We start from the raw sequence: 25,785 nt of genomic DNA, 5'->3' as shown, positions 1-25,785 counted from the left end.
ACCATTCATGCAAGTCTCCGACTTCGATTTCAGGCTACCTGAAAACCTGATTGCCAAACAACCTTTAACCAAACGTGATGCATCACGTTTGTTGGTATTGGCTGAAGATGATTTTCAGGATAAACATATTCCAGACCTTGTTGGACTTGTACAACAAGGTGATGTTTGGGTTGTTAATGATACCAAAGTAATTCCCGCTCGGCTGATGGGAAAAAAGGAAAGCGGTGGCAAAGTTGAAGTACTATTGCTTGAGGCTTTGGGACAAAGTAATATTTGGTCGGCATGGGGCAAAAGCAACAAACCTTTAAGTGAAGGGCAAAATATTTACTTCTCCGATACTTTTTCAGGCCAAATTATCAAGCGTAATGGTAAAAACATCGAAATAAAACTCATAGCAGACGATATTGGAACAGCCATTGAACAACACGGGCATATGCCTCTACCGCCCTATATCAATCGCCCTGATTCCGAAGAAGACAAACAACGCTATCAAACTGTATTTGCCCAACATAAAGGTGCAGTTGCTGCGCCCACCGCTGGTTTACATTTAACCCCAGATTTAATACATCAAATGAAAAGTGCAGGTGCAACTTTTGTCCATGTTACCTTGCATGTTGGGCCAGGTACATTCCAGCCTATTCAAGTGGAAAACACGAATGAACACGTGATGCATGAAGAGGCATATATTATTTCAGATGAGGCAGCCAAAACCATCAATCAAGCTAAGTCTGACAATAAACGTATTGTTGCCGTAGGCACAACCAGTTTACGAACACTAGAGGCCGCAGGACAAAGCGGACAAATAAACGCAGGTGCCGATAGAACAAATATTTTTATCACACCCAGCTACCAGTTCAAAATAACCGATGCGTTATTAACTAATTTTCACCTGCCTAAATCAACATTATTAATGCTGGTATCAGCACTGGCTGGGCAAGCGCGCATCAAACAAGCTTATCAACATGCGATCACACAACAATATCGTTTTTACTCTTATGGCGATGCCATGTTTATTCCAAGTAGCCTACCAGTCCGGTGAAAATTTATAAACGCTTCCTTGATGGCATGCCTGAATACTTGGCGCGTTATTATTGGTGGGCGTATTTATGGCAAAAATCAGTATGGTTCTTTGACCACCAACCTATTATTAATGCCATTCTTTTCGGGCAATATAAAAAGCTTATGCAGCTAACCATGCAACAACTAGAGCATACTGATCATACACGAGTTCTCCAACTCACATGTGTATATGGTATGCTTACCCCCAAGCTTATTGAAAAAATAAAGCCTTCACCTTTACATATCACCGATGTTGCCCCTGTACAATTACGTTTAGCTGCAAGCAAGGCGGCACCAGCCTCTAGCCTAATCAAAACACGCATGAATGCAGAATACTTGGGTTATAAAGATAATAGTTTCACCACCACCATCTTGTTCTTTTTGCTACATGAACTACCAATTGAAGCCAGAGAAAACGTGTTATCTGAAACCATGCGCACCCTATCTGATGGTGGCACATTATTACTTACCGAATATGCAGAGCTTCCTAAAAAGCATTTTCTTTATTGGTTTTTTCCAACCCGCTGGATTACCACAAAGCTTGAACCTTTTCTCAACGACTTTTGGCACGAAAACCTTACTAAAAAGTTAAACATACAAGCCGCCAAACATGGAAAACAAGCATCTCTCATTTCCCATACCGATATTTTCTCAAAGTTTTACCGTGTTACAACTTATAAAATAAACAAACGCTAAGAGCGCTTACGCCAGCTTATCGTCAGCGATATGATAATGAGGGTCTTCTTTAATATTCACTTCAACAAGTCCTCCCGCTTTTTCAAGTAACTCTTTACAGTCTTTACTTAAATGCCGCAAGTGTAACTTTTTGCCCAGCTTGGTATATTTCTCAGCTAAATTATCAATGGCTTCAATGGCAGAATGATCGGCAACCCGAGAATGGGCAAAATCAATAATCACTTCATCAGGATCATTTTTAGGGTCAAACAACTCATTAAATTTATGTACTGATGCAAAAAAAAGCGGGCCATGCATTTCATAAACACGCTCACCTGATTCTAAATCTTTGGGCACGGCATAAATATGTTTGGCATTTTGCCATGCAAACACCAATGCTGATGCAATCACACCCACCACCACAGCAATAGCAAGGTCAGTGAATACTGTCACCACAGTCACCAAAACCACAACAAACACATCTTGTTTGGGGATTTTATTAAACATATTAAAACTGCCCCATTCAAATGTACCAATCACCACCATAAACATAATGCCTACAAGCACAGCCACTGGAATCATTTCAATCAGTTCATTGGCAAACAAAATGAATGACAGCAAAAATAATGCCGCAGCAATGCCCGATAAATTACGCCGACCACCCGAAGAGATATTAATCATGGATTGCCCAATCATGGCGCAACCACCCATGCCACCAAAGAAACCTGTGACCACATTGGCAGCACCTTGCCCAATCGAAACACGATTACCTTGCCCGCGCGTACCCGTTAATTCATCAAGCACCGTCATGGTCAACAACGATTCAATCAAACCAATGGCTGCTAAAATCACAGCATATGGCAAAATAATATAAAGTGTATCGAGGTTTAAAGGCACTGAAGGGATATGAAAAGGAGGAAGCGAACCGCCAATGGATGCAATATCACCTACAGTTTTGGTATCCAAACCTGCAAAAATCACCACCGCCGACAAACCTGCAATCGCCACCAAACCCGCAGGCACAGCGGAGGTAAACTTAGGCAAAAAGTGCATAATCAACATGGTGGCAAACACCAGCCCAAGCATCATATAAAGCTCTGCACCCTGCATCCAAGCCCCATCCACTTTAAACTGTGGAATTTGCGCCAAGAAAATTACAATCGCCAAACCATTCACAAAACCCAGCATCACAGGGTAAGGCACCATACGAATAAACTTACCAAACTTCAGCAAACCGAAAATAATTTGTAACACACCCATCAACACCACAGTAGCAAACAAATACTCTACCCCATGTTGCGCCACAAGCGATACCATCACCACTGCCAATGCACCCGTTGCACCAGAAATCATACCGGGGCGGCCACCAATCAATGAAGTAATTAAACCCACCATAAATGCTGCATAAAGCCCCACCAAAGGATGCACACCTGCTACAAAAGCAAAGGCAACAGCCTCAGGAACCAGCGCAAGCGCAACCGTTAAACCAGATAAAATATCATCTTTAGCACTCCAAACGTGCTTCTTATATAAGGTAAACATGGGGTTCTCCGAGGTTAAAATACCAACCAAACAATCTTTAAGGGCGGCGCAATATGCCTGAAATCAAGTCGAAATCCAACCTACTTCATGAAGGCAACCTTTCTTGCATATTACTCCTTCGCCGCATTGAGTACTGTAACTATACTATCCACCAAAGTTTCAGGCATATATGGTTTTCGTATAAATCCTGCAATATCAGACTGGCTACTTTTATCTAAGCTTCGTTCATCATAACCCGATGACAACAACACAGGCATATTAGGTGTATGCGCGTGAATATGTTTCGCCACAGCTACCCCGCCAAGTTTCGGCATCACCATATCACAAACCACCAATGTTAATGTCTGTTGGTGTGCTTGATATTGCGCAATAGCTTCTTCGCCATTGTTGGCTGTAACCACTTCAAAACCCACATCTTCTAATACTGCAGCAGCAAACTCTAAAATATCAGGCTCATCATCAATCAACAACACCTTGCCCGACACCTTAGTCGCACTTGTATCTGATACTGCATGCATTTCAGGTGCGACCACATCCGCTTCAACAGCAGGAAACAGCACACGAATAGTTGTCCCTTTACCCTTTTCAGAATCAACCGCAATAGCTCCATCATGAGCATGAATAATACCAAGCAACGCGCTCATGCCCAAACCACGACCTGTAAATTTGGTGGTGAAAAAAGGCTCAAATATTTTCGCTTTGGTCTGCCTATCCATACCACACCCCGTATCTGACACTTCAAGAAATACATATTGTCCACGCACAAGCTTTTGCTCACCCACCCAATCCTGAGTTTCATCACCATCAATCGTTGTCACTCCCAGTTTTACCCGAATAACCCCAGCCTCTTCGATGGCTTCTGCAGCATTGGTTAATAAATTCAACATCACCTGCTGCACTTGCCTGATGTCCGCCTCAACAGGCAAAATATCTGCAGCAATATCTTCTTCCAGTGTGATTTGATTGGTTAGCGTTGCCCGCACCATATTCATCACATCATGCAATAGTTCATGCAACAAAACAGGTTGTTTATCCGTCACACCACCCCCTGCATACATCAACATTTGCTCACACAATTCCGCAGCACGCATACTGGCAGCTTTAATTTTATCCAAATTTTGCACCAAGACTTGGGGCTCTTCAACATGGGTCACGGCGAGAGCTGTATTGCCCATAATAGCTGTCAGAATATTATTAAAATCATGCGCGATACCGCCCGCCAAAACACCCAGCGATTCAAGGCGTTGGGTATGTTCCATCTTCTCCTGATATGCTTGCTTAACCTCGGCTTCCGCTTTGCGTTCTGTAATATCATGGATGACAAGCAAAATAGCACGCTCACCATGCCAACGAAAAGGTGCGCCTTGTATCTCTGCATCAAAGCTTTTGCCATCCATGGTTTGCAGTTGAAACTCTTGCAACTTCATAGGTTGCTGTTGATCACATGATGTTTTAAGCCTTTGCATTAAACTTTCTTGATATTCATGAGGGACTACACATTGAATGGATTGATGTAGCAATTGTTCTGCTGAAGTCACGCCAAATATATTTAGTGCTGCTTGATTGACATAAACCCATGCCCCATTTTGTACAATACCCAGGGCAAATGGTGTTAACTCTGATAGCGTACGATACCGCTCATGGCTTTCTTTCAAACTTTGTTCTATCTCAATTTGCTGCGTAATATTGGTTCGAATAGCAACATATTGCCAAGGCTTACCATCATCGTTCAAAAAAGGTGTAATTGTTGTGTCCACCCAATAAAATGAACCATCTTTTCGTTTATTTTTAAGCACACCATGCCAAGTCTCACCGCTGGTTATCGTTGCCCACATCTGCGCAAAAAAACCTGGCGCATGCTCCTCAGTTTTTAAAATGCGATGGTTTTCTCCTATCACCTCTTCCCTAGCGTAACCACTTACTTCGCAAAACTTATCATTCACATAAGTAATATCACCATCACTGTTTGCAATGGACACAACCGCATGATCATCCAAACCTTTTTGTAAAAAATGTAAAAACGCATGCGATTTCTTTAATGCATCATTGGAGCCTCGCAGCCGCCATAACACAATAGCCACATATGCCAATAAAAGTATTGCAAACCACATTAATAAAAGCCTAAACTTATCCGCTTTAACTAAGCCTTGGTTAAACCAATCTTTATAATCAGTACTCACCATCGTTACAGCATCATCCACACCACAATGAATAAACGCATAAAATGCCCTCTCCAAACCTTGATACTGCTCCAAGATAAGCTGTAAATGCTGCACAATCGGTTTCAACTCAGGTGCATGCATTTGTGCCATAAGATTTCTAATTTTCACATCATCAAATTCGCCCCTTTGTGTTACCAAGTGTTGCACCTCATGATAAACACTAAGCAAGATACCCAAATGCTGAGGATATTCATGCTGTACCTGCTCCAATAGCGTTGGTAAATATCGTGCTGAATTCAAATAAATAGAAAGCTGCATCTTAAACCTTTCCATAGGTTCTTTTTGTTGGTCTAAAACGATATGCAATTGATTGAGGCTAGAGGATAATGAAGGAATACCAGCAGCTGCCTCATCAATACTTATACGTAATGCATCAAGATCATCCATTCCTCTCACCAACGTGTCAAAATGAGCCAATTGCCCTGCAAGCAACAGTGTCATGTCCTTTTCCAGTTCAGCATCTTGAAACAAAATCTTATCCACCAATGATTCCATGTGGTAAAAACTTTCCACATTTACCCGCTCAGACTGCTGATAAAGAAATAATAATACACCACATAGCGTAAAAATGATAACTGCATTCACACCTTGTTTTCGCATAAATTCTTTAAAGTTTACCATGCTTGTCCTTGATAAACACCTGCCAACGTATTAAAAAACCTTTTAATGAAACGAATATCAGCATCAGGTATCTCACGCCCCAATTGATATTTCGCCATAATTTTAATCACCTCGTCTAAACTTTGCTCACTACCATCATGAAAATAGGGTGCCGTTTGCATGACCATTCTTAATGAAGGAACTTTAAATACATATTTATCTTCTTCATTATTTGTCTGATTAAAGCGCCCTAAGTCAACCGTTTGTATCGCCCTATCACGATCAACAAAATAATTTTCCAGCACACCAAACTTTTGAAACATATTACCACCTAAAGCAGCACCTTGATGGCAGGCAACACAGCCGTAGTCTTTAAATAGTTGATAACCTTTCTTTTCATCTGCCGAAATAGCCGATGCATCACCTTTTAAATACAAGTCAAAACGCGAATCCACAAGAGTTAAAGAACGTTCAAACTCTGCAATTGCATTGGTAACATTATCTTGCGTAACCCCATCATCATAAATACGTTCAAAAGATACGTTGTAGTCCTCATCCTGTTGCAAAAATCGAAGCACATTATTCCATGTGTTGCCCATCTCTAATTTATCTTGAAGAGGAAAAGGCACCTGCTCTTCCAAAGTTTTAACACGCCCATTCCAAAACTGACGGAAATTTAATGCACTGTTAAACACAGTGGGCGCGTTCATCGAACCTTTTTTACCATCTATCCCGATTGAAGCAATATTATTATCTACACCACCAAAATCCAAATCATGGCATGAAGCACAACTGATGCTGCCATCAGCAGATAATCGCGTTTCAAAAAAGAGCTTTTTTCCAAGCGACACTTTAGCTTGCTGCAAACCCTCTGGCGCAACAATAGGTACAATCGGTTCATCAGAAAAAGCGATGCTCGGCACTAGCTGCAACACCAAACACAAACAGACTATGCGCATAAGCATCTCCTTATCTTTTTTTAACCGCCCTTAAATCTTAAAAAGGTCTCACAATGACAAAAATCAATACAGCGACCAAACCAAACACGGGGATTTCGTTAAAAAAGCGATAAAATACATGGTCTCGCATATTTTCGCTTTGTGCAAAAACTTTCACCAAGTGCCCGCAATAAAAGTGATAGAGCATTAATAACAGCACCGTAGCAACTTTAAGACCAAACCAAAGTTGGCCACCAAAGTATTCCCATTGGTTATACGCCATCGTAGCACCTGTAATCACTGTCAACCACATCATTGGTGTCACAAACCGATAAAGTTTGTGCTCCATCAGTGCCAGTTGTTGATGTACCGCCTCATGATCTGTCATCGCATGATTCACAAACAAACGCGGCAAATAAAACAAGCCCGCAAACCAAGAGGTAAACATCATGATGTGTAAAACTTTAATCCATTCCATACTGGCAAGGTTAGCTTTATTCAGCGACAACTTCAAAATAAACCGCTAGCCTTCGGTTTAATTTTTCATACAAAAATTCAACCAACAAGCGAGGAAACCTATGAAATCATTATTATTACTTTGTACACTTCTCCTGCCTTTCACCAGCTGGGCAGCAGACACGCAAGCTGCAAATGACAAAACTGCTGCTGCAATTCGCACTACACTTTCAAATATGCCCATCAAAGCTATACACACCACGCCTATCACGGGTGTTTATGAAGTTCAAGTTGGTGATACTATTTATTACACTGATAAAACAGGTCAATACCTAATCAATGGTCATATGTTTGACACACATATCAAACAAGATTTAACCGCCAAACGCCTTGCTGATATCAACCGCATCAACTGGAAAGATTTACCTTTGAAAGATGCGATTGTTAGTGGCCCTAAAAATGGTCTTAAAATGGCAGTGTTCACTGACCCAGACTGTCCATACTGCAAACGTTTAGAGGAAAATTTAAAAAACGTAACAGGCATCCGCATTTATACTTTCTTATTCCCGCTCACCCAGCTGCATCCTGATGCCTACGAGAAATCCAAGTCTATCTGGTGTGCTAAAGATCAACACCAAGCCATGCTTGATGTCATGCTAAACAATAAAACTCTAGACAAAGCTACTTGCAAAACGCCCATTGATGAAAACATGAAACTTGCCGAAAAGCTTAACGTGCACGGCACACCAACAATTTTTGCAGAGGATGGTCGCAAATATACTGGCGGCGATATCAAAACTTGGTTACAACAAGGTTCGAAATAAACAAAAACTAGCCTAGGTACAAGCTTAATCCTTGTGCCTAGGCTCTTTTACTGACTGCAGCGAACAATAAACTAAGATACCATGACGTTTAACAAGCTGAAATAAAACTCAGCTATCAAGCTTAATTGTTTAGAATGACAGATGAGCCCAAGGCTCCATTACGCTTACCTACATGGTTATTCACCCAAAGTTCAAAACCTGCATACGTATTGTAAAAAGTATCAAATATTTGTAGCGGCATACGGCAAGCCAAAGTGCGTTCCACAGCCACAAGCTCTGTATCATCAGGTAGCCGTAAGATAGGGCTAGCATTACCATACATGGCATTCACACCCAATGTGCATTTCGTCTTCCCATTGCGTTTAGCTTCAACTTTACCAAAGACAATCACATAAAAAACAGACGTTTTTTCAGCTTCCGAATCTTTACGCAAAACACGTCCTGGAAAATATTCAACCAATTCGGAGTCCTCTTCCAACCACTGCCTATCTTCTGCGCCAAGCTTGGTAAAAGCAGGGTGCATAAAAGAAATGGTTTCAATCATGCGGCGCTGCACAACTTTCATCAAACTATCACCGGCAATCGGAGACATATGCACCATTGCATCCACTGTTTTATCAGAAAACTCTAACAATGTTGAATCCACAAAAGCCTGAACTGTTGCCGTACGTGGTAGCTGATAAATACACGCAACTTCACCAAAAAAGTCACCTTGTTTCAGTGAGCCAACCTCAAAGTGCTCTCCTGATTTAGTGTTCACTTGCACATGAACTTCGCCTTCAAGAATCAAATAAAAATTATGGCTGATTTCACCTTGCTTAACAATCACTTCGCCTTTTTTTACTTTGCGCAAGGTGCCTTGACGAAGAAACTCTTGGGATTCTGAGTCCGAGAGAGCCTCAATCAAGGAAAAAACCTTACCAGCCTCACTTAAGCTTTGCGGTGGCGAACCCAGTGTTAACTCTGCAATAGTTTTCATAGATTCAATTTCATCTGTATCAGGGTGACCCAGCTGCTCACAAAGGCTCAAAAAGGCAAGGGCATAACTTGAATACCCCAATGATACCATGCGCCTAGCCATCTCCATCGCAAGATTTCGTGCCGCTTCTTTATCCCCTCTTGCCTGCAGCATTTGAATCAAAGGTCGGGCAATTCGCAAATCTTCAGGATAAGCAGCGATTAAATCTTGGTAAGCTTGCATCATTTCTTGTTTCGTCAGAGCCATGACGCACAATCTAATCGCATGCACCGAGAAAGGCTATACCCATCTGTAACTTGTATTACAAACCATATTGGGGTTTCCATTGCACTTGCTCTTTTGATGCGTAGCTTACGCTGCCTTATTTTAAACTATGAGGAACAACACCTATGTCTACCCCCATCCAATACGCCTTATTAAGTGTCTCTGACAAAACAGGCATTGAAAACTTTGCCAGCCAATTGATTGCACAAGGCTTTAGCCTGCTTTCTACGGGTGGCACTGCCAAATTGCTACGTAAAGCCAACATTGAAGTGCGTGATGTCTCCGACTACACAGGTTTCCCAGAAATGATGGATGGTCGCGTAAAAACCTTAAATCCTAAAGTTCACGGTGGCATTTTAGCGCGCCGCAATAATGAAGGTGATTTGGCTTCGATGGTAGAGCATGGCATTGAACGTATTGATATGGTTTGTGTGAACCTATACCCATTCCGCGAAGCTGTTGCCAAAGAAGGCTGCACCATTACAGATGCGATTGAAAACATTGATATTGGTGGCCCTTGCATGGTTCGCGCTGCGGCAAAAAACCATGAATTTGTCACCATTGTGGTTGACCCTTCAGATTATAACATGGTGATTGATTCGATGAAAGATGGCTCATTGGATGTAAACAAACGCCGTGGTCTTGCGGTCAAAGCTTATGCCCATACAGCGGCTTATGATGGTGCTATTGCCAATCATTTTTCCGCTTTGAATACCGATGGCAGTAAACGTCAGTTCCCTGATATTTTTACACGTCAGTTTATCAAAACAGCCGATGAACTTCGTTACGGTGAAAACCCGCATCAAGCAGGTGCATTTTATGCCGATGTTGAAGACCCAGTAACCTCACTTGCCGATTGCGAAGTATTACAAGGCAAAGCATTGTCTTATAATAATATCGCAGATGCAGATGCAGCCTTTGCCTGCGTACGCGATTTTTCTGAAAATGCAGCCGTGATTGTGAAACATGCCAACCCTTGTGGTGTGGCGACAGGCGGCAAACAAGCTGAAGCCTATGAACGCGCAAGAGCAGCAGATAGCACCTCTGCATTTGGTGGCATTGCAGCATTTAATCAACCTTTGGATGATGAAACCGCATCACTGATTGCCCAAACCTTTATGGAAGTGGTGATTGCACCTGGCTTCTCGGATGAAGCCTTACAAACATTAAGCACCAAGAAAAACCTACGTGTATTGCTCGCGCCATCTGTTGCGCCTGTACAAGGCGGTTTGGAATTCAAACGTGTAAGCGGTGGTTTATTGGTGCAAGAACGCGATGACCATATTTTAACACGCGATATGTGCAAAGTGGTCAGTAAACGCCAGCCTACTGAAGAAGAATGGGCTGATATGATGTTTGCATGGTCTGTAGCCAAACATGTGAAATCCAATGCTATTGTATTCGCTAAAAATGGCGTGACATTAGGTGTGGGTGCGGGACAAATGAACCGCGTAAACTCAACGCGCATTGCAGTGCAACATGGTGGTGAGGCCATCAAAGGCTCTGCTGTTGCGTCAGATGCATTCTTTCCATTCCGCGATGGTGTAGACGCTTTGGCTGAGGCTGGAGCAACAGCAGTGATTCAACCGGGTGGTTCAATTCGTGATGAAGAAGTGATCAAAGCAGCTGATGAACATGGTTTAACCATGATTTACACAGGCATTCGCCACTTTAGGCATTAAGCTTAGGCCTCATTATTTATCATATCCAAACAACAAACACTGGTTTTAGCCTACCTTCTTGGGTCAACGATTGGGTTAGTGCTTGCGTGCGTATTCACGGTGACTTCTCCAGCCTTGAATCGCGCATGGATTTTGTCATCCAACTATGCAAACAAAATGTCAGCAAACAAACAGGTGGCCCCTTTGCCGCTGCTATTTTTGATATGCAGAACCAACAGTTATTGGCTGTAGGTGTCAACATCGTTGTACCCAGCCATAACTGCACCAATCATGCTGAAATGACAGCTATCACACTTGCCCAACAGGCTTTAAAAACATATGACTTAAAGGAACATGGCAACTTTGAATTGCTTACCAGTTGTGAACCATGCGCCATGTGTTTTGGTGCTTTGCCGTGGTCGGGCATTCAACATCTGGCTTATGCCGCTACTTCAGCAGACGCAGAAGCCATTGGTTTTGATGAAGGAGCAAAACATCCTGACTGGATAAACGCACTACAGCAACGTAACATCACGGTCAGTCAAGAAGTATTGCGTGATAAAGCTACAGCCATATTGCAACAGTATGCCAGCCAATCAGGCATCATTTATAATACTTAACCCACATAATTCATCAAATTCTAGGCAAACATCACAACAATTTATAAATAACCACAGGTAAAACTAAACTAAGGGAAGCTCTGAATCAGTCTGGATGAAGCACATTGTGATTCAGGGCATTCAAAATCACCAAAAGTAGGCGCTTGGAGGCGAGGCGTGAGTTGCATGGAATAGCTTAAGCTATTGCTCAAACTCACAACGCAGTTTGGGTACCCTGGACACAAGATGGCAATTCATGACTTATTCGGAGCTTCCTAAGCTAAAGTCTCACCCTTATACTGCGATAGATGTTATTGCAGAAGTTCGTTTGTTCGGCTTCGAGTTTTAAACAAGGAGTATATTGTGGCCATTCCAGTTTCACCATCTAGTGGTTTTATCACACGTTTGCTGCAACAAACATCGCAGCAAAGCACCGCTGCGACCCGTGCAACAGCCAACCGCAATATGCCCAAAACTGATGCCTCATTTATTTCAGCAGAAGCTCGTCATGCTTACAAAAATGATAACCAGCAACTAGAAAACAAACTCATTGAGTTGTACAATCAAAAAGGACAAGGACAGCGGTAACACACCTTAACGCTTACCCCAACCACCTGCAAAGGTTATATCTATCAATGGTTTACGCTTACGTTTAGCCTGCTCAATTTTTTGAAAATCTTCATCAAGCTGACTCAAATCACCGTGATAACCCAAAGCTATCGCCGCCATAGGTTTAAAGTCTTGAGGAACCGCAAAACTTTTGCACACAGCTTCTGCATCAAAGCCACCCATTTGATGACTCATCAACCCCAAGGCTGCTGCTTGTAAACATAATGACACACTGGCTGCACCAGCATCATATTCAGCCCATGCATTCGCTTTACCATTATGCTCAAAAACCTTATGTGTACACGCCATCAACAATACTGGGGCAAATTGCGCCCACTCTTGATTTTTCGGTGCCAAACAAGCCAATAACTTTTTCCATGCTTCTGGCTCGTATGTTTTGTGACATACAATAAAACGCCAAGGTTCAACACCAAAACACGAAGGTGCCCAGCGTGCTGCTTCCAAACATTCATTTAAATCTTGCGATGACACATCCTTATCGGCATCAAATGCCCGTGTACTCCATCGTTTTTTAAATAACTCATGCGTTATAAATTCCGAATTTTCTTGTTCTTGGCTCACACTACACCTCTCTTTACATACCTTTTAGTATCTTCAGCTTAATCCACATATGGACCATGTTGGTGAATGGGTTCACCATGCGGCACCCCAAAACAAACCAATACGCGGCTGCTTTGTTTTCCCAACAGCGATAATGTTGTACCAACATCAAAAAACATAGCTTCTGCTGCTTTTAAGCGCTCTTGATTAAGTATAACTTCACCTTCAATCACATATACAAAACCTCGCATATCATGGTCAATATGCCGCTGATATACACTGCTCTGTTTTAAACTTATATCCAAATACAACACTGCTGTTTGTAGTTTCGTAGGTGCCTGTTCACCCACAAGTGTACGCAGTCTAACCCCATCATTGCTATCACTAGGAATATCTTCAGCATCCACCTGTTGATAGCTTGGCTGCATTTGTTTTAATCGTTTCGGCAGGTTAATCCAAAGCTGTATGCCTTGCGCTCGTCCTTGGGGCATTTCTGAGTGCACCAACCCTTTACCTGCTGTAAACCGCTGCAAACCACCTGCATGCACAATGGACTTATTCCCCAAATTATCTGCATGTTGCATACCACCATCCAACATATAAGTAATCGCCTCAAAACCACGGTGTGGGTGATCGGGAAAACCACCAGCTTCAATATCAAAGTGATCCATCAACACAAAAGGGTCAAAATTCATCAAACCCTGCCTAGGCATCAACCTTTTCACCATCACCCCATCACCCTCTGGCACCGTTAAAGCGACTACCTTTTTCATACAACACCTCCTAACAAAAAAGTTCTGGTACACCTTTTGGTACAATCCGCGTGGGATTAATACTTTCATGGCTGTAATAATAATGACGTTTGATATGGTCAATATGAACAGTATCTGCGATATGTGGTTGCCCATATAAATCACATAAATATCTGTATAGGTTAGCATAATCTGAAATTTGATGTTGGTTACACTTAAAATGACCAAAATAAACCGCATCAAAACGAATCAACGTAGTAAACAAACGCCAGTCAGCCTCTGTAATCGCATCACCCATCAAATAACGGCTAGAAGCAAGTCTCGTTTCCAATAAATCCAGCGTCTTAAACAGACCATCATATGCTTCATCATATGCTTCTTGGCTGGTCGCAAAACCTGCCTTATATACCCCGTTATTCACATGTTCATACACAATGGCATTGATATGATCAATTTCAGGACGCAAGCTTTCAGGGTAATAATCATCTGTATTGCCCGTGATATGATTAAACGCTGAATTAAACATGCGAATAATTTCTGATGATTCGTTGGAAACAATCGTTTGTTTCTTTTTATCCCATAAAATCGGTACTACCACCCGCCCTGTGTAGTCGGCTTGAGCATGCGTATACAACTGGTATGCATAATGATAACCATAAAGCGGCTCAACCTTAGGTTTGAACTCCCAACCTTTATCCAGCATATCAGGCGACACTACTGTTACATCGATAATATCGGTCAAACCTTTAAGTTGACGAAAAATCAGTGTTCGATGCGCCCAAGGGCAAGCCAATGATACATATAAATGATAACGCCCTGCTTCTGCAGGAAAGTCAGCATCACCGATATGCCGTCTAAAAACAGAGTCTTGGCGAATAAATTTACCACCACTTTCTTTGGTGTCATACCACTGATCCTCCCATTTTCCTTCAACCAATAACCCCATGATACGCCACCTTTTTTCTCTTTTTATTACTGTTTGATGCCTTCAATAGAAAAATACAGCGCCACATTTTGTGATACCGGACCTAAATCCATCAAAAAACCATAATCTTTCATTTTTATATTTGTCCAAGCTTCAAAACCACGACGATAACCACCCCATGGATCCTTGCCAGCGCCAATATGTTTACCCTTGAGCACAATATCTTTGGTCACACCATGCAAGGTAAATTTTCCTTTAATTTCAATATCATTACCATTCTCTGTGAATGATGTGCTGACAAACTTGGCCTCTGGATAACGGTCTACCATTAAAAAATCTTTACTTCTTATGTGTTTATCACGCAATGCATGATTGGTGTCCACACTTGCCGTATCAATCACCACTTGAACCTTGGAAGCACTTGGGTTCTTCTCATCGTAAGTAAATGTACCATCAAAAGTATTAAAACGACCAAGCAGCCAGCTGTATCCCAAATGGCTGACTTTAAACTGGATAAATGCATGTGCGCCTTTATCATCAATGTCATAGGTTGCGGCTTGTGCTGTCATGGTCAGCCCTAATGTCAGTAGCCCTGTAAGTATCATCATCTTCAATTTCATTGTCTTCTCCTTATTTATTATTTGTTTACGGTAGTTTTAAATGTGAACCATCACAAAATGGAGCCTGTTTGGTGTGTTTACACTGACAAAGGTTAAAAATACCATCTTGTTCAGGTGTAAATGCCATGGGTGTAAAACTTGTACCCTTATGCGACCCATCACAAAAAGGTTGGCTTTTGGAGCGCCCGCAAGTGCAGTAATAATACTCTTGTCCTTTTTTTAGGCTCACCTTTGCTGGACCATGCGCTGCAACAACCACTTCATCTTTTTTTGCTTCACTCATATTGCTCTCCTTTTATACTCTATTACTCTGAAACCAACTTATAATCTACCTTAGTGGGAGACCGTAAAATAAATAAGTCACTATTTTCTAATGCTCCAATATTCATCGTGTTTACACCTGATATTCGCACAAATGAATCCTCTATTATTTTAACATCATCAATCAAAACTGTGCCACTCAGTACATACAATGAATAAAAACTATCTGTATCCAATGCAAAAGCATGGCTCCCTTTTTGCAATTTATACCTGTTTGCTTCGATGCCAGGCGCAGCAGTTTGAATCGGTGCTGTTTCACCTACATATGTTTTTACTTCTAAGTTTCCTTCTTTCTTCCATGAGAAAGAATCATGTTGAAAGTCTTTATAATAAGGGGCTTTTTTAGATGCTTTCTCAAAATCTGGATCGAACCAAATTTGAAATGCTCGAGAACCTTTTTTATATTTCTCAGCATGTTGAAGCCCGCTCCCAGCTTGTATGTGTTGAACACCTCCAGCAGGCAAGGGAGTCCATACATTTGTTGCTGTATCAAAGTGCTCTAACCCACCTTCAAAAATAAAAGTTAATATTTCAATATTTTCATGGGGGTGCATCCCAAACGCGCCATCATCAGGAGCTTCTACATGCGCCCAATACAAAAGATTGGAGTATGTTTGACCTGAAATTGGTTTGTTTTCATGCAATCGTCCGCCAAACAAATCAGCATTATGTTGCTGCTCTCGCGTTTTAATTTCAATATTCATATTTAATCCTTCACTACTGGTTATCTTTTATGCCTAACATACGTAATAATGTTCTATCTTGATCTAACCAGTGGTGTTTTAAAGCCGCTGCCGTATGCAAAACAACAAACCCCATAAACGCCCATGCTAAAGTCATATGCATTTTACCCAAAAGCACTGCACTTGCTTGTTCGATATCCCATAAAGCAGGAACCTCAAACCAAGTAAACACTGCAATACCACGCCCATCTGCAGTGACCATCAAATACCCACTTAACATTAAGACAAACATAAAAACATAGTGCAGCCGGTGTACCAACAACCCCACAACTTTTTCGAAGGCTTGCCCATAAACCTCAGGAGCAGGATTACTTAAACGCCACACCAAGCGAAAGGTTAATAGCAGCATCAAAATAACCCCCACGCTTATATGCAAAGCTGGCGCAGCTTTATACCATGCATCAACATACGTCAGATCCACCATATAAAGACCAAGCCCAAACATCGCAAACACCAACAACGCCATCAGCCAATGAAGCACAATCGTAACCCAGCCATACGCAGTTTTAGTGTTTCTAAGCTGCATCATTACTCCTAACCTATCATCTACCACCTTGCGAATTATTCACACTATCATGATAGTAAAAAAGCATATATAATTCATCATTATGATTAATATTTTCAATATCCAGGGGTTTTTATGACCTTAGAGCAGTTAAAATACCTTGATGCCATCGTAAAACATGGAAGTTTTCGCGCTGCTGCTGAGTCTGTGTTTCGCAGCCAATCATCATTAAGCATAAGCATTCAAAAACTTGAACATGAGTTAAACATCAAACTCTTTGAGCGCAGTGGTTATCGCCCAATATTAACCCACGCAGGCAAAGCAATTTACGCGAAAGCAAAGAAAGTTCTCAACAACAGCCGTGAAATACACGACCTAGCTCGCCACCTAGCCCAAGGTCACGAAGCAGAATTACGCCTTGCTGTGAGCGGTATCATTCCCTTGGAACCTATTATTGAGGCGCTAAATCATATCAATCATCAACACCCTGAAACACGCATTACTTTATTACTAGAAAACTTAAATGGTATTATGGAACGTATCTACGATGATGATGCGGATATTGCTATCACTGATGCTTTTGAACCCGATGTACAATATGAAGGACTTATCTTAGCTGAAATTCCTTTTGTTACCGTTGTACCAAGCACATCCAAGTGGGCACAATGTACTGAAAATATAAACGAAGAAGCTTTAGAAAATGAAACCATGATTATTGTGCGTGATACCAGTCATCATTCCACACGCATGAGTAAAGGCGTCTTGGAGGGTACACCACAATGGATTGTTAATGATTTTGAAACCAAACGACGTATTCTTTGCTCAGGAAAAGGCTGGGGAAGAATGCCGCTACACTTGGTAAGAGAAGACATTACGCAAGGTAGGTTATCCGTACTTCAGTTTGACGCTGTTCAAACCTTCAGTACCCCCATACATTTGGTTAGAAAAAACAATAAATTTATAGGTCCTGTAGAGCAATTGTTATGGTCAACACTACAGGAAATTGATTGGCAAACACCAACTTAATAATATGAGAATACAAAACTAGCCGATACACCCGATATGGACACGCCACTAATATTGGTACTACTTTGATCACTATTTCTTCGATATTGCACCCACTCAGCAGCAAATGACAAAGACTCATTGGGTACATGGTAGGTAAAACCTAACCCATAACTGGGGGATGTATCAGCATATGAGAAACCGGCAATATCCATAGATATCGTTGTGCCCCCTAACAAAGCATAGACATCAAGGCGACGTGTCACTTCCATACTAGGTTTAAGGAAATATGCCGTGTAACTATTGATACTTCCACCAAAGGTTGGGATTTGTCCACCAAAACCCACACGAACTTCTGCACCAAGATTTGGGCTAATCCAATTCAGCGTACTACCCGCTATAAACGAGAATGCTGCTGAGGTCGCGTTACTACCTGCCAAGTTTGCTTGTAGCGCTGACACATCAACCGCAAAATAAGGGTCAATATTCATTTTACTTGCCCAAGCTGGTGATGCAAAGCCCATCATCACTAACATCATAAACCACATAAATTTTTCCATTTTCTAACCCCTATCTCTCATCTTGCAAACCATGAATAAACTGTATCAAGCACTTTGCAAACTTAGCTTTTGGCATACGCTTGATAACCTCTTGGTTTTGTTTGCTCACCCACCAGCCCGAAGCAAGATTGTTGCCCATATTCGACACATCATTGGCAACAATGGCATCCACACCTTTGCGCTGCAATTTGTCTTGCGCATATCCCACATGATTTTCACTTTCTGCTGCAAAAGCAATCACTTGAAGCGGGCGTTGCTTCATTGTAGCCACTGCGGCTACAATGTCTGGGTTCTCAATCAATTCGACTTGAATATTACCATTACCCTGACGCTTTAATTTGTGCTGCAAAGGTTTTGCAAAGCGAAAGTCGCTCACGGCTGCAGTCCCCACAAAGACATCCACACCTTGCGCTGCATCCACACAAGCATGCATCATCTCTGCCGCACTTTCTACATCTACCCGCTCTACATCTTGCCTTGTTTTTGGTGTACCTTTACCTGCAACCAAACACACACTTGCACCTTGAATAGCTGCAGCATCAGCAAGCATTGCACCCAAACCACCTGAAGCTCGGTTGCTCATGGTGCGTACCGCATCCCAAGCCTCAACCGTAGGACCTGCATTAATCACCCAATGTTGCCCTTTTAAGACCTGCTTGGTTAATAACGGTAAAAGGTTTTGTACTATCCTCGCAGGTTCTGCCAAACGCCCCGACCCTTGTTCACCACACGCCAGCTCCCCTGTTGCAGGTTCAACAACGGCACAAGCTCTCTCTTTTAGCATGTTAACATTACGCTGCGTCGCATCAGCTAACCACATAGATACATTCATCGCAGGTGCTAGCAACACAGGTTTTTCATTTGCCAGCATGAGTGTCGTCAACAAGTCATCGGCAATGCCATGTGTTATTTTTGCCAAAAGGTTGCTTGTCACAGGTGCTAACACTACAGCATCAGCCCAACGTACCAATTGGATATGTCCCATGCCGTGTTGCTCGGTTAAATCGAACAAGTCGGTATGTACTTTATTGCCCGACAAGGCTTCAAAGGTTAATGGGGTGACAAATTCAGTCGCAGACTTGGTCATCACTACCTGCACTTCAGCACCTTGCTTGATAAACAAACGCATCAACTCCACAGCGCGATACACGGCTATGCCGCCACCCACACCAAGTAAAATACGTTTGCCTTTTAACATCACTTAAGCTTGAAGCTCTTTTAGGCGTGCCAACACCGTTGCCACATGGTCTTTCACTCGAACTTTACGCCAAGCTTCCACCAACATCCCTTCAGGGTTGATGATAAATGTAGAACGCTCCACACCCATATATTTTTTGCCATAATTCATTTTTTCTTGAATCACATCAAAAGCTTTGCAAAAAACTTCATCAGGGTCAGAAATCAAAGGGAAATTAAAATCATATTTTTCAATAAAGTTTGCATGAGATTTCAGCGAATCACGGCTCACACCCACAATCTCAGCATCTGCCGCACTGAAGTCAGGTTTGGCATCACGAAACTCGCAAGATTCTGTAGTGCAACCTGATGTGTTATCTTTAGGATAAAAATAAACAATCACCCATTTACCCAACTTATCCGCCAATTTAAACTTGGCTTCAGGGTAAATATTCACTTCCAAATCAAGTGGTGCTTTATCCCCTACATTTAATGTGTAATCAGTCATTATTTCACCTCTACCTACTTTTTGCGTACACTATGCGGCAAACCGTAACCCAAGGACACAAAAAATGCAGCAACAGACCGTAAAAATCCAGCCAAAATCAGTATTTTTAGCCCAACCGCGTGGTTTTTGTGCTGGTGTTGAGCGCGCCATTGAAATCGTAGAACGTTCGATTGAAGTCTTTGGTGCACCCGTTTATGTACGCCATGAAATTGTGCATAATAAACATGTGGTTGAAGGTTTAAAACAAAAAGGAGCGGTATTTATCAAAGAGGTTGAAGATGCTCCTGATGGTGCGCTACTTATCTTTTCTGCACATGGTGTAAGCAAAAAAGTGCAAGAAGATGGCAAACAACGTGGTCTTCGTGTTATGGATGCAACATGTCCACTGGTCACCAAAGTACACCTAGAACTCTTACGTCATTATGCCAATGGTGACCAAATTATATTGATTGGTCACCAAGGTCACCCTGAAGTAGAGGGCACTATGGGACAAGCACCAGAAGGAGCAGTATTGCTTGTATCAGACCCTGAAGATGTCACCAACTTGATAGTTAACGATGAAAACAAACTCGCCTTTGTCACACAAACCACACTAAGCGTGGATGATACCAAAGATGTCATCGCAGCCCTACAAACCCGATTCCCCAATATCCAAGCGCCAAAAAAAGAAGATATTTGTTATGCCACCAGCAACCGACAAATGGCAGTCAAAGACTTAGCCAAAGTATCGGACTTAATTTTGGTGGTTGGTTCACCCAATTCATCCAACAGCAACCGCTTGCGTGAAGTTGCTGAAAAAGAAGGATGTAAAGCCTATTTGATTGAAAATGCTCAAGCCATTACATCAGCCATGCTTGAAGGCAAAGAAAATATCGGTGTCACAGCAGGTGCATCGGCACCTGAAGTATTGATTGAAGAAGTCGTCAGCCTATTATCACAACACGATAAAAATATTGTCTCCACTCGCGAGACGATAGAAGAAAATGTGCATTTCAGTATCCCCAAGGAGTTAAAAGCATGAAACAAGCCGACATTAACCTCACCCCCGCAGCTATTGCCCAGTTTGCCAAAAAATTAAACGAAGCAAACAAACAAGCTGTGCGCCTATCTTTGCGCGAAGCTGGGTGCTCTGGCTTGGAATATGTGCTCGACTTTGAAGATAAAGCAGAAACAGGCGATTTGGCTGCAGAATTTGATGGTTTAACCATCTACATTGCAGAGCAGTTTTATGATGAAGCCATCAAAGGTTTAGAAATTGATTACCAAGAAGATATGCTTTCCTCATCATTTGTGTTCAAAAACCCCAACAAAAAAGGCGAATGCGGCTGCGGAAAATCTTTTACGGCTTAAACTAAAAAGAACTGCCCAACCTAAAATAGACTTGATTGCCACCAATCACATCATCCAATCCTTTGGCATAACCCAGCTGTAAACGAGCAGGAAGACTATAAAACAATACCATATCGCCACCCAACTCTGCACCAATGCCTGAATAAGTTTTGGCTGCATTGAGGTCATTGCCTACGCGGGCAGCGTCGAAAAATACTTGCCCAAATACGCTGTCTATACCTATGGGTGGTGCCATCCAACCTTTTTCGATTCGGGTAATCAGAAAACGGTATTCTGCGGATGCGAGCAACATATGCTGACCTATCAGTGCAGCATCGGCATAACCTCTTAAACTGTATTGTCGTTGATTGAATGATGCACTGGCAGGCAAAGGGTCTAAAAGGTTAGGAATAATGTTGATACTGTTGTTTCCTCCCACCGAAAAAGGACGGGATGTATTATCTGCAAACCCTGCATCCAAGCGCAATGCCAATACCTGCTCATTGCCCAAATGATTAAACTGCCGCCCAGACAACATCAGCATATTACCTGTGTAAGTGCCACCCAAACCTTTGCCTGATTCAGCAAGTATGGATAACACATATCCTGTTGATGCGCTGCTGATACCACGCGGATAAGTTAAGCGGGTATCATACACCAAAGCAGCGCCCAATAATGTATCCTGAAAGTCAGTATTCAGTGCTGTATATTGCGGCGCAAGCCAAGATAAGGATTGCGAAACATGGTTAAGCGCAAGATGGGCTGTCCACCGCGATTGCTGCTTCAACCATGGAAAAATCAATTCACCATCCAAACGTTGGTTTTCTGTTAGCGCAACAAGCTTGTTTTGGTTGTCAAAACTGGGAAGCTGCATCTGTTCTGCATGTAACTTCAACAAAGGATACCAACCATCATAAATATAATCCAAATTAAACACAGGCGATGACACCAAGGATTGATACCCTGCATACAAGCTATAATTATGCCGATTCAATACATCCGAACCAAACACAAATGCCCCCAATTCCACCCCTTGATTGGTCAGCGCTAAATTTGGTAGCCATGATGTGGGCAACGCACTATCCCATGCTGAATATGGCACGGGCTTACTGATGCTGATGTCTTGCTCAGGGAATTGTGGATAAGGGAATACGCTAGCTGTTTTTGTGAAAGACACAGCTTGGTGCAGCGGTTGACCCAGTTGATACACATCAAAACCTTGGGCATGGTAATCAATGCTAAGCAGTTGCCCCTTTTGGTTGATAAAGGGCGCAAATGCACCACCCAACACTTGGGTCAATTGCTTAACTTTACCTGAAACTTCGTGTTTAAAAATATTATACACGCCCTCATGTTCAGCGGCATACACGATATCATGGCTACCGCCGACAAACCGTGCATCGGTTTCCACCAATATATCATCAGTGATTTTGACCCATGATTGATTGGTCACATCAAAAGTTTCAACATCCCATCCCGAATTTTTACGCCATACAGACGATACAAGCAACTTGCCATCTGCCGACCAATCCAAACCAGACAATGTTTCGTCGTCATGCCCTTGCCACAATACTTGCAGCAGCTTTCCCTTCGCATCAAGCAAATGAATCGCATGTTGCCCACGGTAGTTTTTTACCGCCGCAATGCGCGAACCATCAGGCGACCAAGCCGCAAAAATATAACGTTGGCAATGGGTCAGTTGCTTGCTGTCTCCATCCGCATCAACCCTATATATATCATAGTAACGGTTGGCATTATCACATATATCAGGTTGCGTCATCAGCAGCCCTGCCTGTTCATGCCAGTCCAACCTTGCCCCTGCATTAAGCTCCAGCAGTGTGCGGCTCTTACCTTGATAGATTTTTTTGAGTTTCGCACCATTTTCTAGGTTGTCACTGACATAAAAGATACGCCCATCATCAGCTTGCAGCACAGATGATTTAAAATCTCCCGTTTGTGATAAACGCTCGCCTTCATATAAACCTTGTTGTTTGATGTGCGTTATTTGCGATTGAAATTTGGCGTTTACATACGTTTCAAACTCATCCCAAATCGCCGTCATATCCTTGCCCAACACGTCTTCATACAAATCATTGATAGCAAAAGGAAGCCAATGATCCGAATAGGTCTCTACAATCTTGGGCAAGGTGTCTTCGCCATAAGTATCTGCAATAAACTGATAAAAATACACCCCATACAAATAGCGGCTGGTCGCCAAGGGCCAAAGGGTATTAAGTTGATTGATTTGCTTCACAGGTTTGATGCCTGCATCCACTTCCATACGCATCATCATTTGAAAATAAACACTTTGCCCACGCCCAATGCCCAGCTTCTTATCCGTTTCATAATAAGTCGCCAAACCTTCATGCATCCAAGCAGGCATAAACACATTGGGAAATGCCAAAAGTATGCGCCCGAAAACATTGCGAATGTTTTTAGGGCCGCCCCGTGCTTTGTCCAAATGCAATGTGTGTACAAACTCATGCAAAATCAGTGTTTCCAACCAACCTGCATGGTCTTCCAAGCTGCTGACACTGTTGGGTCGGCTAACAAATAAAGTAATGCGATTCGATGGAATAGGCAAAGCAAAACCATTGCTCATATCCATTTCATCGCTTAACACAATCTCCGTTTTTTCTTTTGGGTACCAATTCAGAATGGGTGTTAAACGAGTATAAACAGACTCCGCAATGTGCAACGAACGATTCGCCAAGGCTTGCTCACCTGCATAAAAGTGAATACGAAAATGTGTGCTTTCTTGGGTTTTCCAATCAAGATTAGAGGCATGATTAATCCCTGCGTAAGCCAAGGAAACACTGCATACCCACAACACCGCCCCACATAATAACCAACGCATCATCGCCCTACCCTTTTCCAAGCCTATATATTTTCAGCTAACTTTGCCTCATATCATAACGACACCACTAAAATAAAACCACCCAACACCATCATGAATGAGAAACTCAGAGTTCAAGTCTTACAATACTACATTTTTTGTTGTTTTTACGCATTCCCATCGCATGAACATCAATATATGATTGCATAACTTACCCCTAAAGCACCACCTTATTGACACATTTCCTTCTTTCTCTAAAGTAAGACAAGTGGTAAGGAGAAACATATGAGTGTAACTTTAACCAGTAAAGGGCAAGTCACTATCCCCAAAGCAGTAAGAAATCGCTTGCACCTCAAAGAAGGCGATAAACTTGAGTTTGTATTGCATGAACACAGCGTAGAAATTATTCCCCTTAGTGGCTCTGTCAAAGATTTGAAAGGCATGGTTAGCAAGCCTAAAAAAGTCATCAGCTTGGATGAAATGGATAGCGTGATTCGTGAGCAAACAGGATGATTGGGATTGATACCAATGTGCTTGTCCGTTATATCGTGCAAGATGATGAACAACAGGCTGCCCTTGCTACGAACGCGATAGAAGCTTGCAGCGTAACTGAGCCTGGGTGGATCAGTGCTATCGTGCTTTGCGAGACAGCTTGGGTGCTTTCCCGAGCATATGGGTATGAGAAAACAATGGTTCAAAATGTATTAAAGCAGATTCTCTTAGCTGCCGAGTTGGTTGTGGAACAACAAGAACAAGCTTGGTTAGCACTGCAAGACTTTGCAAAGGGTAACGCTGATTTTTCGGATTACTTGATTACCCATATGAATCATGCGTCTGGCTGCGAATATACGGTCACCTTTGATAAAAAAGCATCGAAACATCGATTGTTTCGGCAACTTAAATAAAGATAAATACGCGATGAATTCAAGTTCCAAGCGCACCATTAAATTTGAACAAGACTTCATGCGGAGTTCGATAGCCTAGGCACTTTCGTAGTCGATGATTTAGCTTTTTGACAGCCTTGGCAAGTTTACTGTCTGTCAGCTTAGAAAAGTCAGATCCTTTGCGGCAATATTGCCGCAACAAACCATTGGTATTTTCATTGTAACCTCTTTGCCATGCAGAGTATGGGTCTACAAAGTAAACTTTTAATCCAGTTTTACGTCCAATCTGTTTGAATTGAGAGTGCAAAGGGGTCAGAGCCACCGCTGTCCCACTTATAAAAAAGAAGTAGGTCTGACTTTTCTTATATGTTATCATGGTTGCACCACACAAACCATTGTAATAAAAGGAAAATCAGACCATGGTACATCATAACACAGTTTTGTCTCAAGTTCTAAAATTACTACCTAGACATAAATTTGATTCATTGAGCAAAGCTCATGATGGCAAGCGCAGAAGGGATGCCTTGCCGAGATGGTCGCAGTTTGTTGCATTGCTCACAGGTCATCTTGGAGAGCGTAAAAGCCTGCGTGATATTACGATGGCATTGGAGAGTCAATCTTCAAGACACTAT

At 42.2% G+C, this 25,785-nt stretch carries 28 protein-coding genes and 1 pseudogene; 12 read left to right on the top strand and 17 right to left on the bottom strand.

All coding sequences use genetic code 11. From position 1 onward, the window contains the following. The first annotated feature begins 7 nt into the window (after positions 1-7). Complete coding sequence (gene queA, locus DM09_RS10105) at positions 8-1,039, top strand: tRNA preQ1(34) S-adenosylmethionine ribosyltransferase-isomerase QueA (RefSeq protein WP_038250760.1); 1,032 nt, start codon at positions 8-10, stop codon at positions 1,037-1,039. Then, positions 1,036-1,755, top strand: coding sequence for a methyltransferase domain-containing protein (locus DM09_RS10100; RefSeq protein WP_038250754.1), 720 nt, complete (start codon positions 1,036-1,038; stop codon positions 1,753-1,755). Before queA ends, DM09_RS10100 begins: the two co-directional genes overlap by 4 nt. Before the next feature lie 6 nt (positions 1,756-1,761). Here DM09_RS10100 and DM09_RS10095 read toward each other — a convergent pair whose 3' ends face one another. From DM09_RS10095 to DM09_RS10080, 4 genes are all read right to left on the bottom strand, one after another. Next, positions 1,762-3,276 (bottom strand): SulP family inorganic anion transporter, encoded by a 1,515-nt coding sequence (locus DM09_RS10095; RefSeq protein WP_038250751.1) that lies wholly within the window; start codon positions 3,274-3,276, stop codon positions 1,762-1,764. Positions 3,277-3,386: 110 nt separating this feature from the next. Beyond that, positions 3,387-6,119 carry a PAS domain S-box protein gene (locus DM09_RS11225; RefSeq protein WP_051938388.1) on the bottom strand — a complete coding sequence of 911 codons (2,733 nt, stop codon included), beginning with the start codon at positions 6,117-6,119 and terminating at the stop codon, positions 3,387-3,389. Continuing rightward, the gene (locus DM09_RS10085; RefSeq protein ID WP_232507816.1) at positions 6,113-7,057 is read right to left on the bottom strand and encodes a cytochrome-c peroxidase; all 945 of its coding nucleotides are present in this window, start codon (positions 7,055-7,057) and stop codon (positions 6,113-6,115) included. The genes DM09_RS11225 and DM09_RS10085 overlap by 7 nt, the downstream gene beginning before the upstream one ends. Positions 7,058-7,094: 37 nt before the next feature. Beyond that, on the bottom strand, positions 7,095-7,514 hold the full coding sequence (locus tag DM09_RS10080; protein ID WP_038250885.1) for a CopD family protein: 420 nt from the start codon (positions 7,512-7,514) through the stop codon (positions 7,095-7,097). A 100-nt stretch (positions 7,515-7,614) separates the two neighbouring features. Between DM09_RS10080 and DM09_RS10075 the strand changes: the two genes are divergently transcribed. Beyond that, on the top strand, positions 7,615-8,316 hold the full coding sequence (locus DM09_RS10075; RefSeq protein WP_038250746.1) for a DsbC family protein: 702 nt from the start codon (positions 7,615-7,617) through the stop codon (positions 8,314-8,316). A gap of 121 nt (positions 8,317-8,437) precedes the next feature. On the opposite strand, the gene DM09_RS10070 is transcribed toward DM09_RS10075, so the two are convergent. Beyond that, a complete protein-coding gene (locus DM09_RS10070; RefSeq protein ID WP_038250743.1) occupies positions 8,438-9,541 on the bottom strand; it encodes a cyclic nucleotide-binding domain-containing protein in 1,104 nt (367 codons plus the stop codon). A 143-nt stretch (positions 9,542-9,684) separates the two neighbouring features. Between DM09_RS10070 and purH the strand changes: the two genes are divergently transcribed. The 3 genes from purH (at position 9,685) to DM09_RS10055 (ending at position 12,407) form a co-directional block, all read left to right on the top strand. After that, on the top strand, positions 9,685-11,241 hold the full coding sequence (gene purH, locus DM09_RS10065; RefSeq protein ID WP_038250740.1) for a bifunctional phosphoribosylaminoimidazolecarboxamide formyltransferase/IMP cyclohydrolase: 1,557 nt from the start codon (positions 9,685-9,687) through the stop codon (positions 11,239-11,241). Positions 11,242-11,327: 86 nt separating this feature from the next. Next, a complete protein-coding gene (locus DM09_RS10060) occupies positions 11,328-11,840 on the top strand; it encodes a nucleoside deaminase (protein ID WP_232507815.1) in 513 nt (170 codons plus the stop codon). Positions 11,841-12,182: 342 nt separating this feature from the next. Continuing rightward, positions 12,183-12,407, top strand: a complete 225-nt coding sequence (locus DM09_RS10055; protein ID WP_051938387.1) for a hypothetical protein — start codon at positions 12,183-12,185, stop codon at positions 12,405-12,407. Between the two features lie 6 nt (positions 12,408-12,413). Here DM09_RS10055 and DM09_RS10050 read toward each other — a convergent pair whose 3' ends face one another. From DM09_RS10050 to DM09_RS10020, 7 genes are read right to left on the bottom strand one after another with little or no spacing between them, the layout of a single operon-like run. Beyond that, positions 12,414-13,010, bottom strand: coding sequence for a nitroreductase family protein (locus DM09_RS10050; RefSeq protein WP_198401670.1), 597 nt, complete (start codon positions 13,008-13,010; stop codon positions 12,414-12,416). Positions 13,011-13,048: 38 nt separating this feature from the next. After that, the gene (locus DM09_RS10045) at positions 13,049-13,762 is read right to left on the bottom strand and encodes a pirin family protein (protein ID WP_038250734.1); all 714 of its coding nucleotides are present in this window, start codon (positions 13,760-13,762) and stop codon (positions 13,049-13,051) included. A gap of 10 nt (positions 13,763-13,772) precedes the next feature. Then, positions 13,773-14,687: a glutathione S-transferase family protein gene (locus tag DM09_RS10040; RefSeq protein ID WP_038250731.1), complete on the bottom strand. Its 915-nt coding sequence runs from the start codon at positions 14,685-14,687 to the stop codon at positions 13,773-13,775. A 26-nt stretch (positions 14,688-14,713) separates the two neighbouring features. Further along, complete coding sequence (locus DM09_RS10035) at positions 14,714-15,286, bottom strand: YceI family protein (protein ID WP_038250729.1); 573 nt, start codon at positions 15,284-15,286, stop codon at positions 14,714-14,716. Positions 15,287-15,311: 25 nt separating this feature from the next. Then, positions 15,312-15,569, bottom strand: a complete 258-nt coding sequence (locus DM09_RS10030) for a CDGSH iron-sulfur domain-containing protein (RefSeq protein WP_038250727.1) — start codon at positions 15,567-15,569, stop codon at positions 15,312-15,314. A 22-nt stretch (positions 15,570-15,591) separates the two neighbouring features. Further along, positions 15,592-16,311, bottom strand: coding sequence for a pirin family protein (locus DM09_RS11220; RefSeq protein ID WP_051938386.1), 720 nt, complete (start codon positions 16,309-16,311; stop codon positions 15,592-15,594). A gap of 13 nt (positions 16,312-16,324) precedes the next feature. Beyond that, a complete protein-coding gene (locus tag DM09_RS10020; RefSeq protein ID WP_232507814.1) occupies positions 16,325-16,876 on the bottom strand; it encodes a cytochrome b in 552 nt (183 codons plus the stop codon). A 114-nt stretch (positions 16,877-16,990) separates the two neighbouring features. Between DM09_RS10020 and DM09_RS10015 the strand changes: the two genes are divergently transcribed. Beyond that, entirely contained in the window at positions 16,991-17,881 is an 891-nt protein-coding gene (locus DM09_RS10015) for a LysR family transcriptional regulator (protein ID WP_038250721.1), read from the top strand. Here the strand turns inward: DM09_RS10015 and DM09_RS10010 are convergent. The 3 genes from DM09_RS10010 to DM09_RS10000 are packed head-to-tail and all read right to left on the bottom strand — an operon-like array spanning position 17,878 to position 20,104. Beyond that, on the bottom strand, positions 17,878-18,420 hold the full coding sequence (locus DM09_RS10010; RefSeq protein WP_038250718.1) for a porin family protein: 543 nt from the start codon (positions 18,418-18,420) through the stop codon (positions 17,878-17,880). The two genes, DM09_RS10015 and DM09_RS10010, sit on opposite strands and share 4 nt — an antisense overlap. 10 nt (positions 18,421-18,430) lie before the next feature. Beyond that, positions 18,431-19,618 (bottom strand): bifunctional phosphopantothenoylcysteine decarboxylase/phosphopantothenate--cysteine ligase CoaBC, encoded by a 1,188-nt coding sequence (coaBC, locus tag DM09_RS10005; protein ID WP_038250716.1) that lies wholly within the window; start codon positions 19,616-19,618, stop codon positions 18,431-18,433. Between the two features lie 3 nt (positions 19,619-19,621). Further along, entirely contained in the window at positions 19,622-20,104 is a 483-nt protein-coding gene (locus tag DM09_RS10000) for a peroxiredoxin (RefSeq protein WP_038250713.1), read from the bottom strand. A gap of 64 nt (positions 20,105-20,168) precedes the next feature. Between DM09_RS10000 and ispH the strand changes: the two genes are divergently transcribed. Together ispH and DM09_RS09990 are read left to right on the top strand one after the other, a co-directional pair. After that, a complete protein-coding gene (gene ispH, locus DM09_RS09995; protein WP_038250711.1) occupies positions 20,169-21,125 on the top strand; it encodes a 4-hydroxy-3-methylbut-2-enyl diphosphate reductase in 957 nt (318 codons plus the stop codon). Beyond that, complete coding sequence (locus DM09_RS09990) at positions 21,122-21,454, top strand: HesB/IscA family protein (protein WP_038250709.1); 333 nt, start codon at positions 21,122-21,124, stop codon at positions 21,452-21,454. Before ispH ends, DM09_RS09990 begins: the two co-directional genes overlap by 4 nt. A gap of 1 nt (position 21,455) precedes the next feature. Here DM09_RS09990 and DM09_RS09985 read toward each other — a convergent pair whose 3' ends face one another. Next, on the bottom strand, positions 21,456-24,293 hold the full coding sequence (locus DM09_RS09985; RefSeq protein ID WP_038250706.1) for a BamA/TamA family outer membrane protein: 2,838 nt from the start codon (positions 24,291-24,293) through the stop codon (positions 21,456-21,458). A 261-nt stretch (positions 24,294-24,554) separates the two neighbouring features. Here DM09_RS09985 and DM09_RS09980 point away from each other — a divergent pair, with 261 nt between their 5' ends. Continuing rightward, positions 24,555-24,782 (top strand): AbrB/MazE/SpoVT family DNA-binding domain-containing protein, encoded by a 228-nt coding sequence (locus DM09_RS09980; protein WP_038250704.1) that lies wholly within the window; start codon positions 24,555-24,557, stop codon positions 24,780-24,782. After that, on the top strand, positions 24,779-25,174 hold the full coding sequence (locus DM09_RS09975; protein ID WP_038250701.1) for a PIN domain-containing protein: 396 nt from the start codon (positions 24,779-24,781) through the stop codon (positions 25,172-25,174). The genes DM09_RS09980 and DM09_RS09975 overlap by 4 nt, the downstream gene beginning before the upstream one ends. A 19-nt stretch (positions 25,175-25,193) precedes the next feature. On the opposite strand, the pseudogene DM09_RS09970 reads toward DM09_RS09975, so the two are convergent. Beyond that, positions 25,194-25,409: pseudogene (locus DM09_RS09970) on the bottom strand (transposase); the annotation flags it as partial. Positions 25,410-25,572: 163 nt separating this feature from the next. Here DM09_RS09970 and DM09_RS09965 point away from each other — a divergent pair. Next, positions 25,573-25,785: DUF4372 domain-containing protein (locus DM09_RS09965; RefSeq protein ID WP_038250699.1), on the top strand; the 213-nt coding region annotated here is incomplete at its 3' end.

It is taken from the genome of Ghiorsea bivora (assembly GCF_000744415.1).
Lineage (GTDB): Bacteria > Pseudomonadota > Zetaproteobacteria > Mariprofundales > Mariprofundaceae > Ghiorsea > Ghiorsea bivora.
The sequence above is the reverse complement of the archived record's forward strand: the minus strand, read 5'-3'. Positions and strand labels throughout refer to the sequence as shown.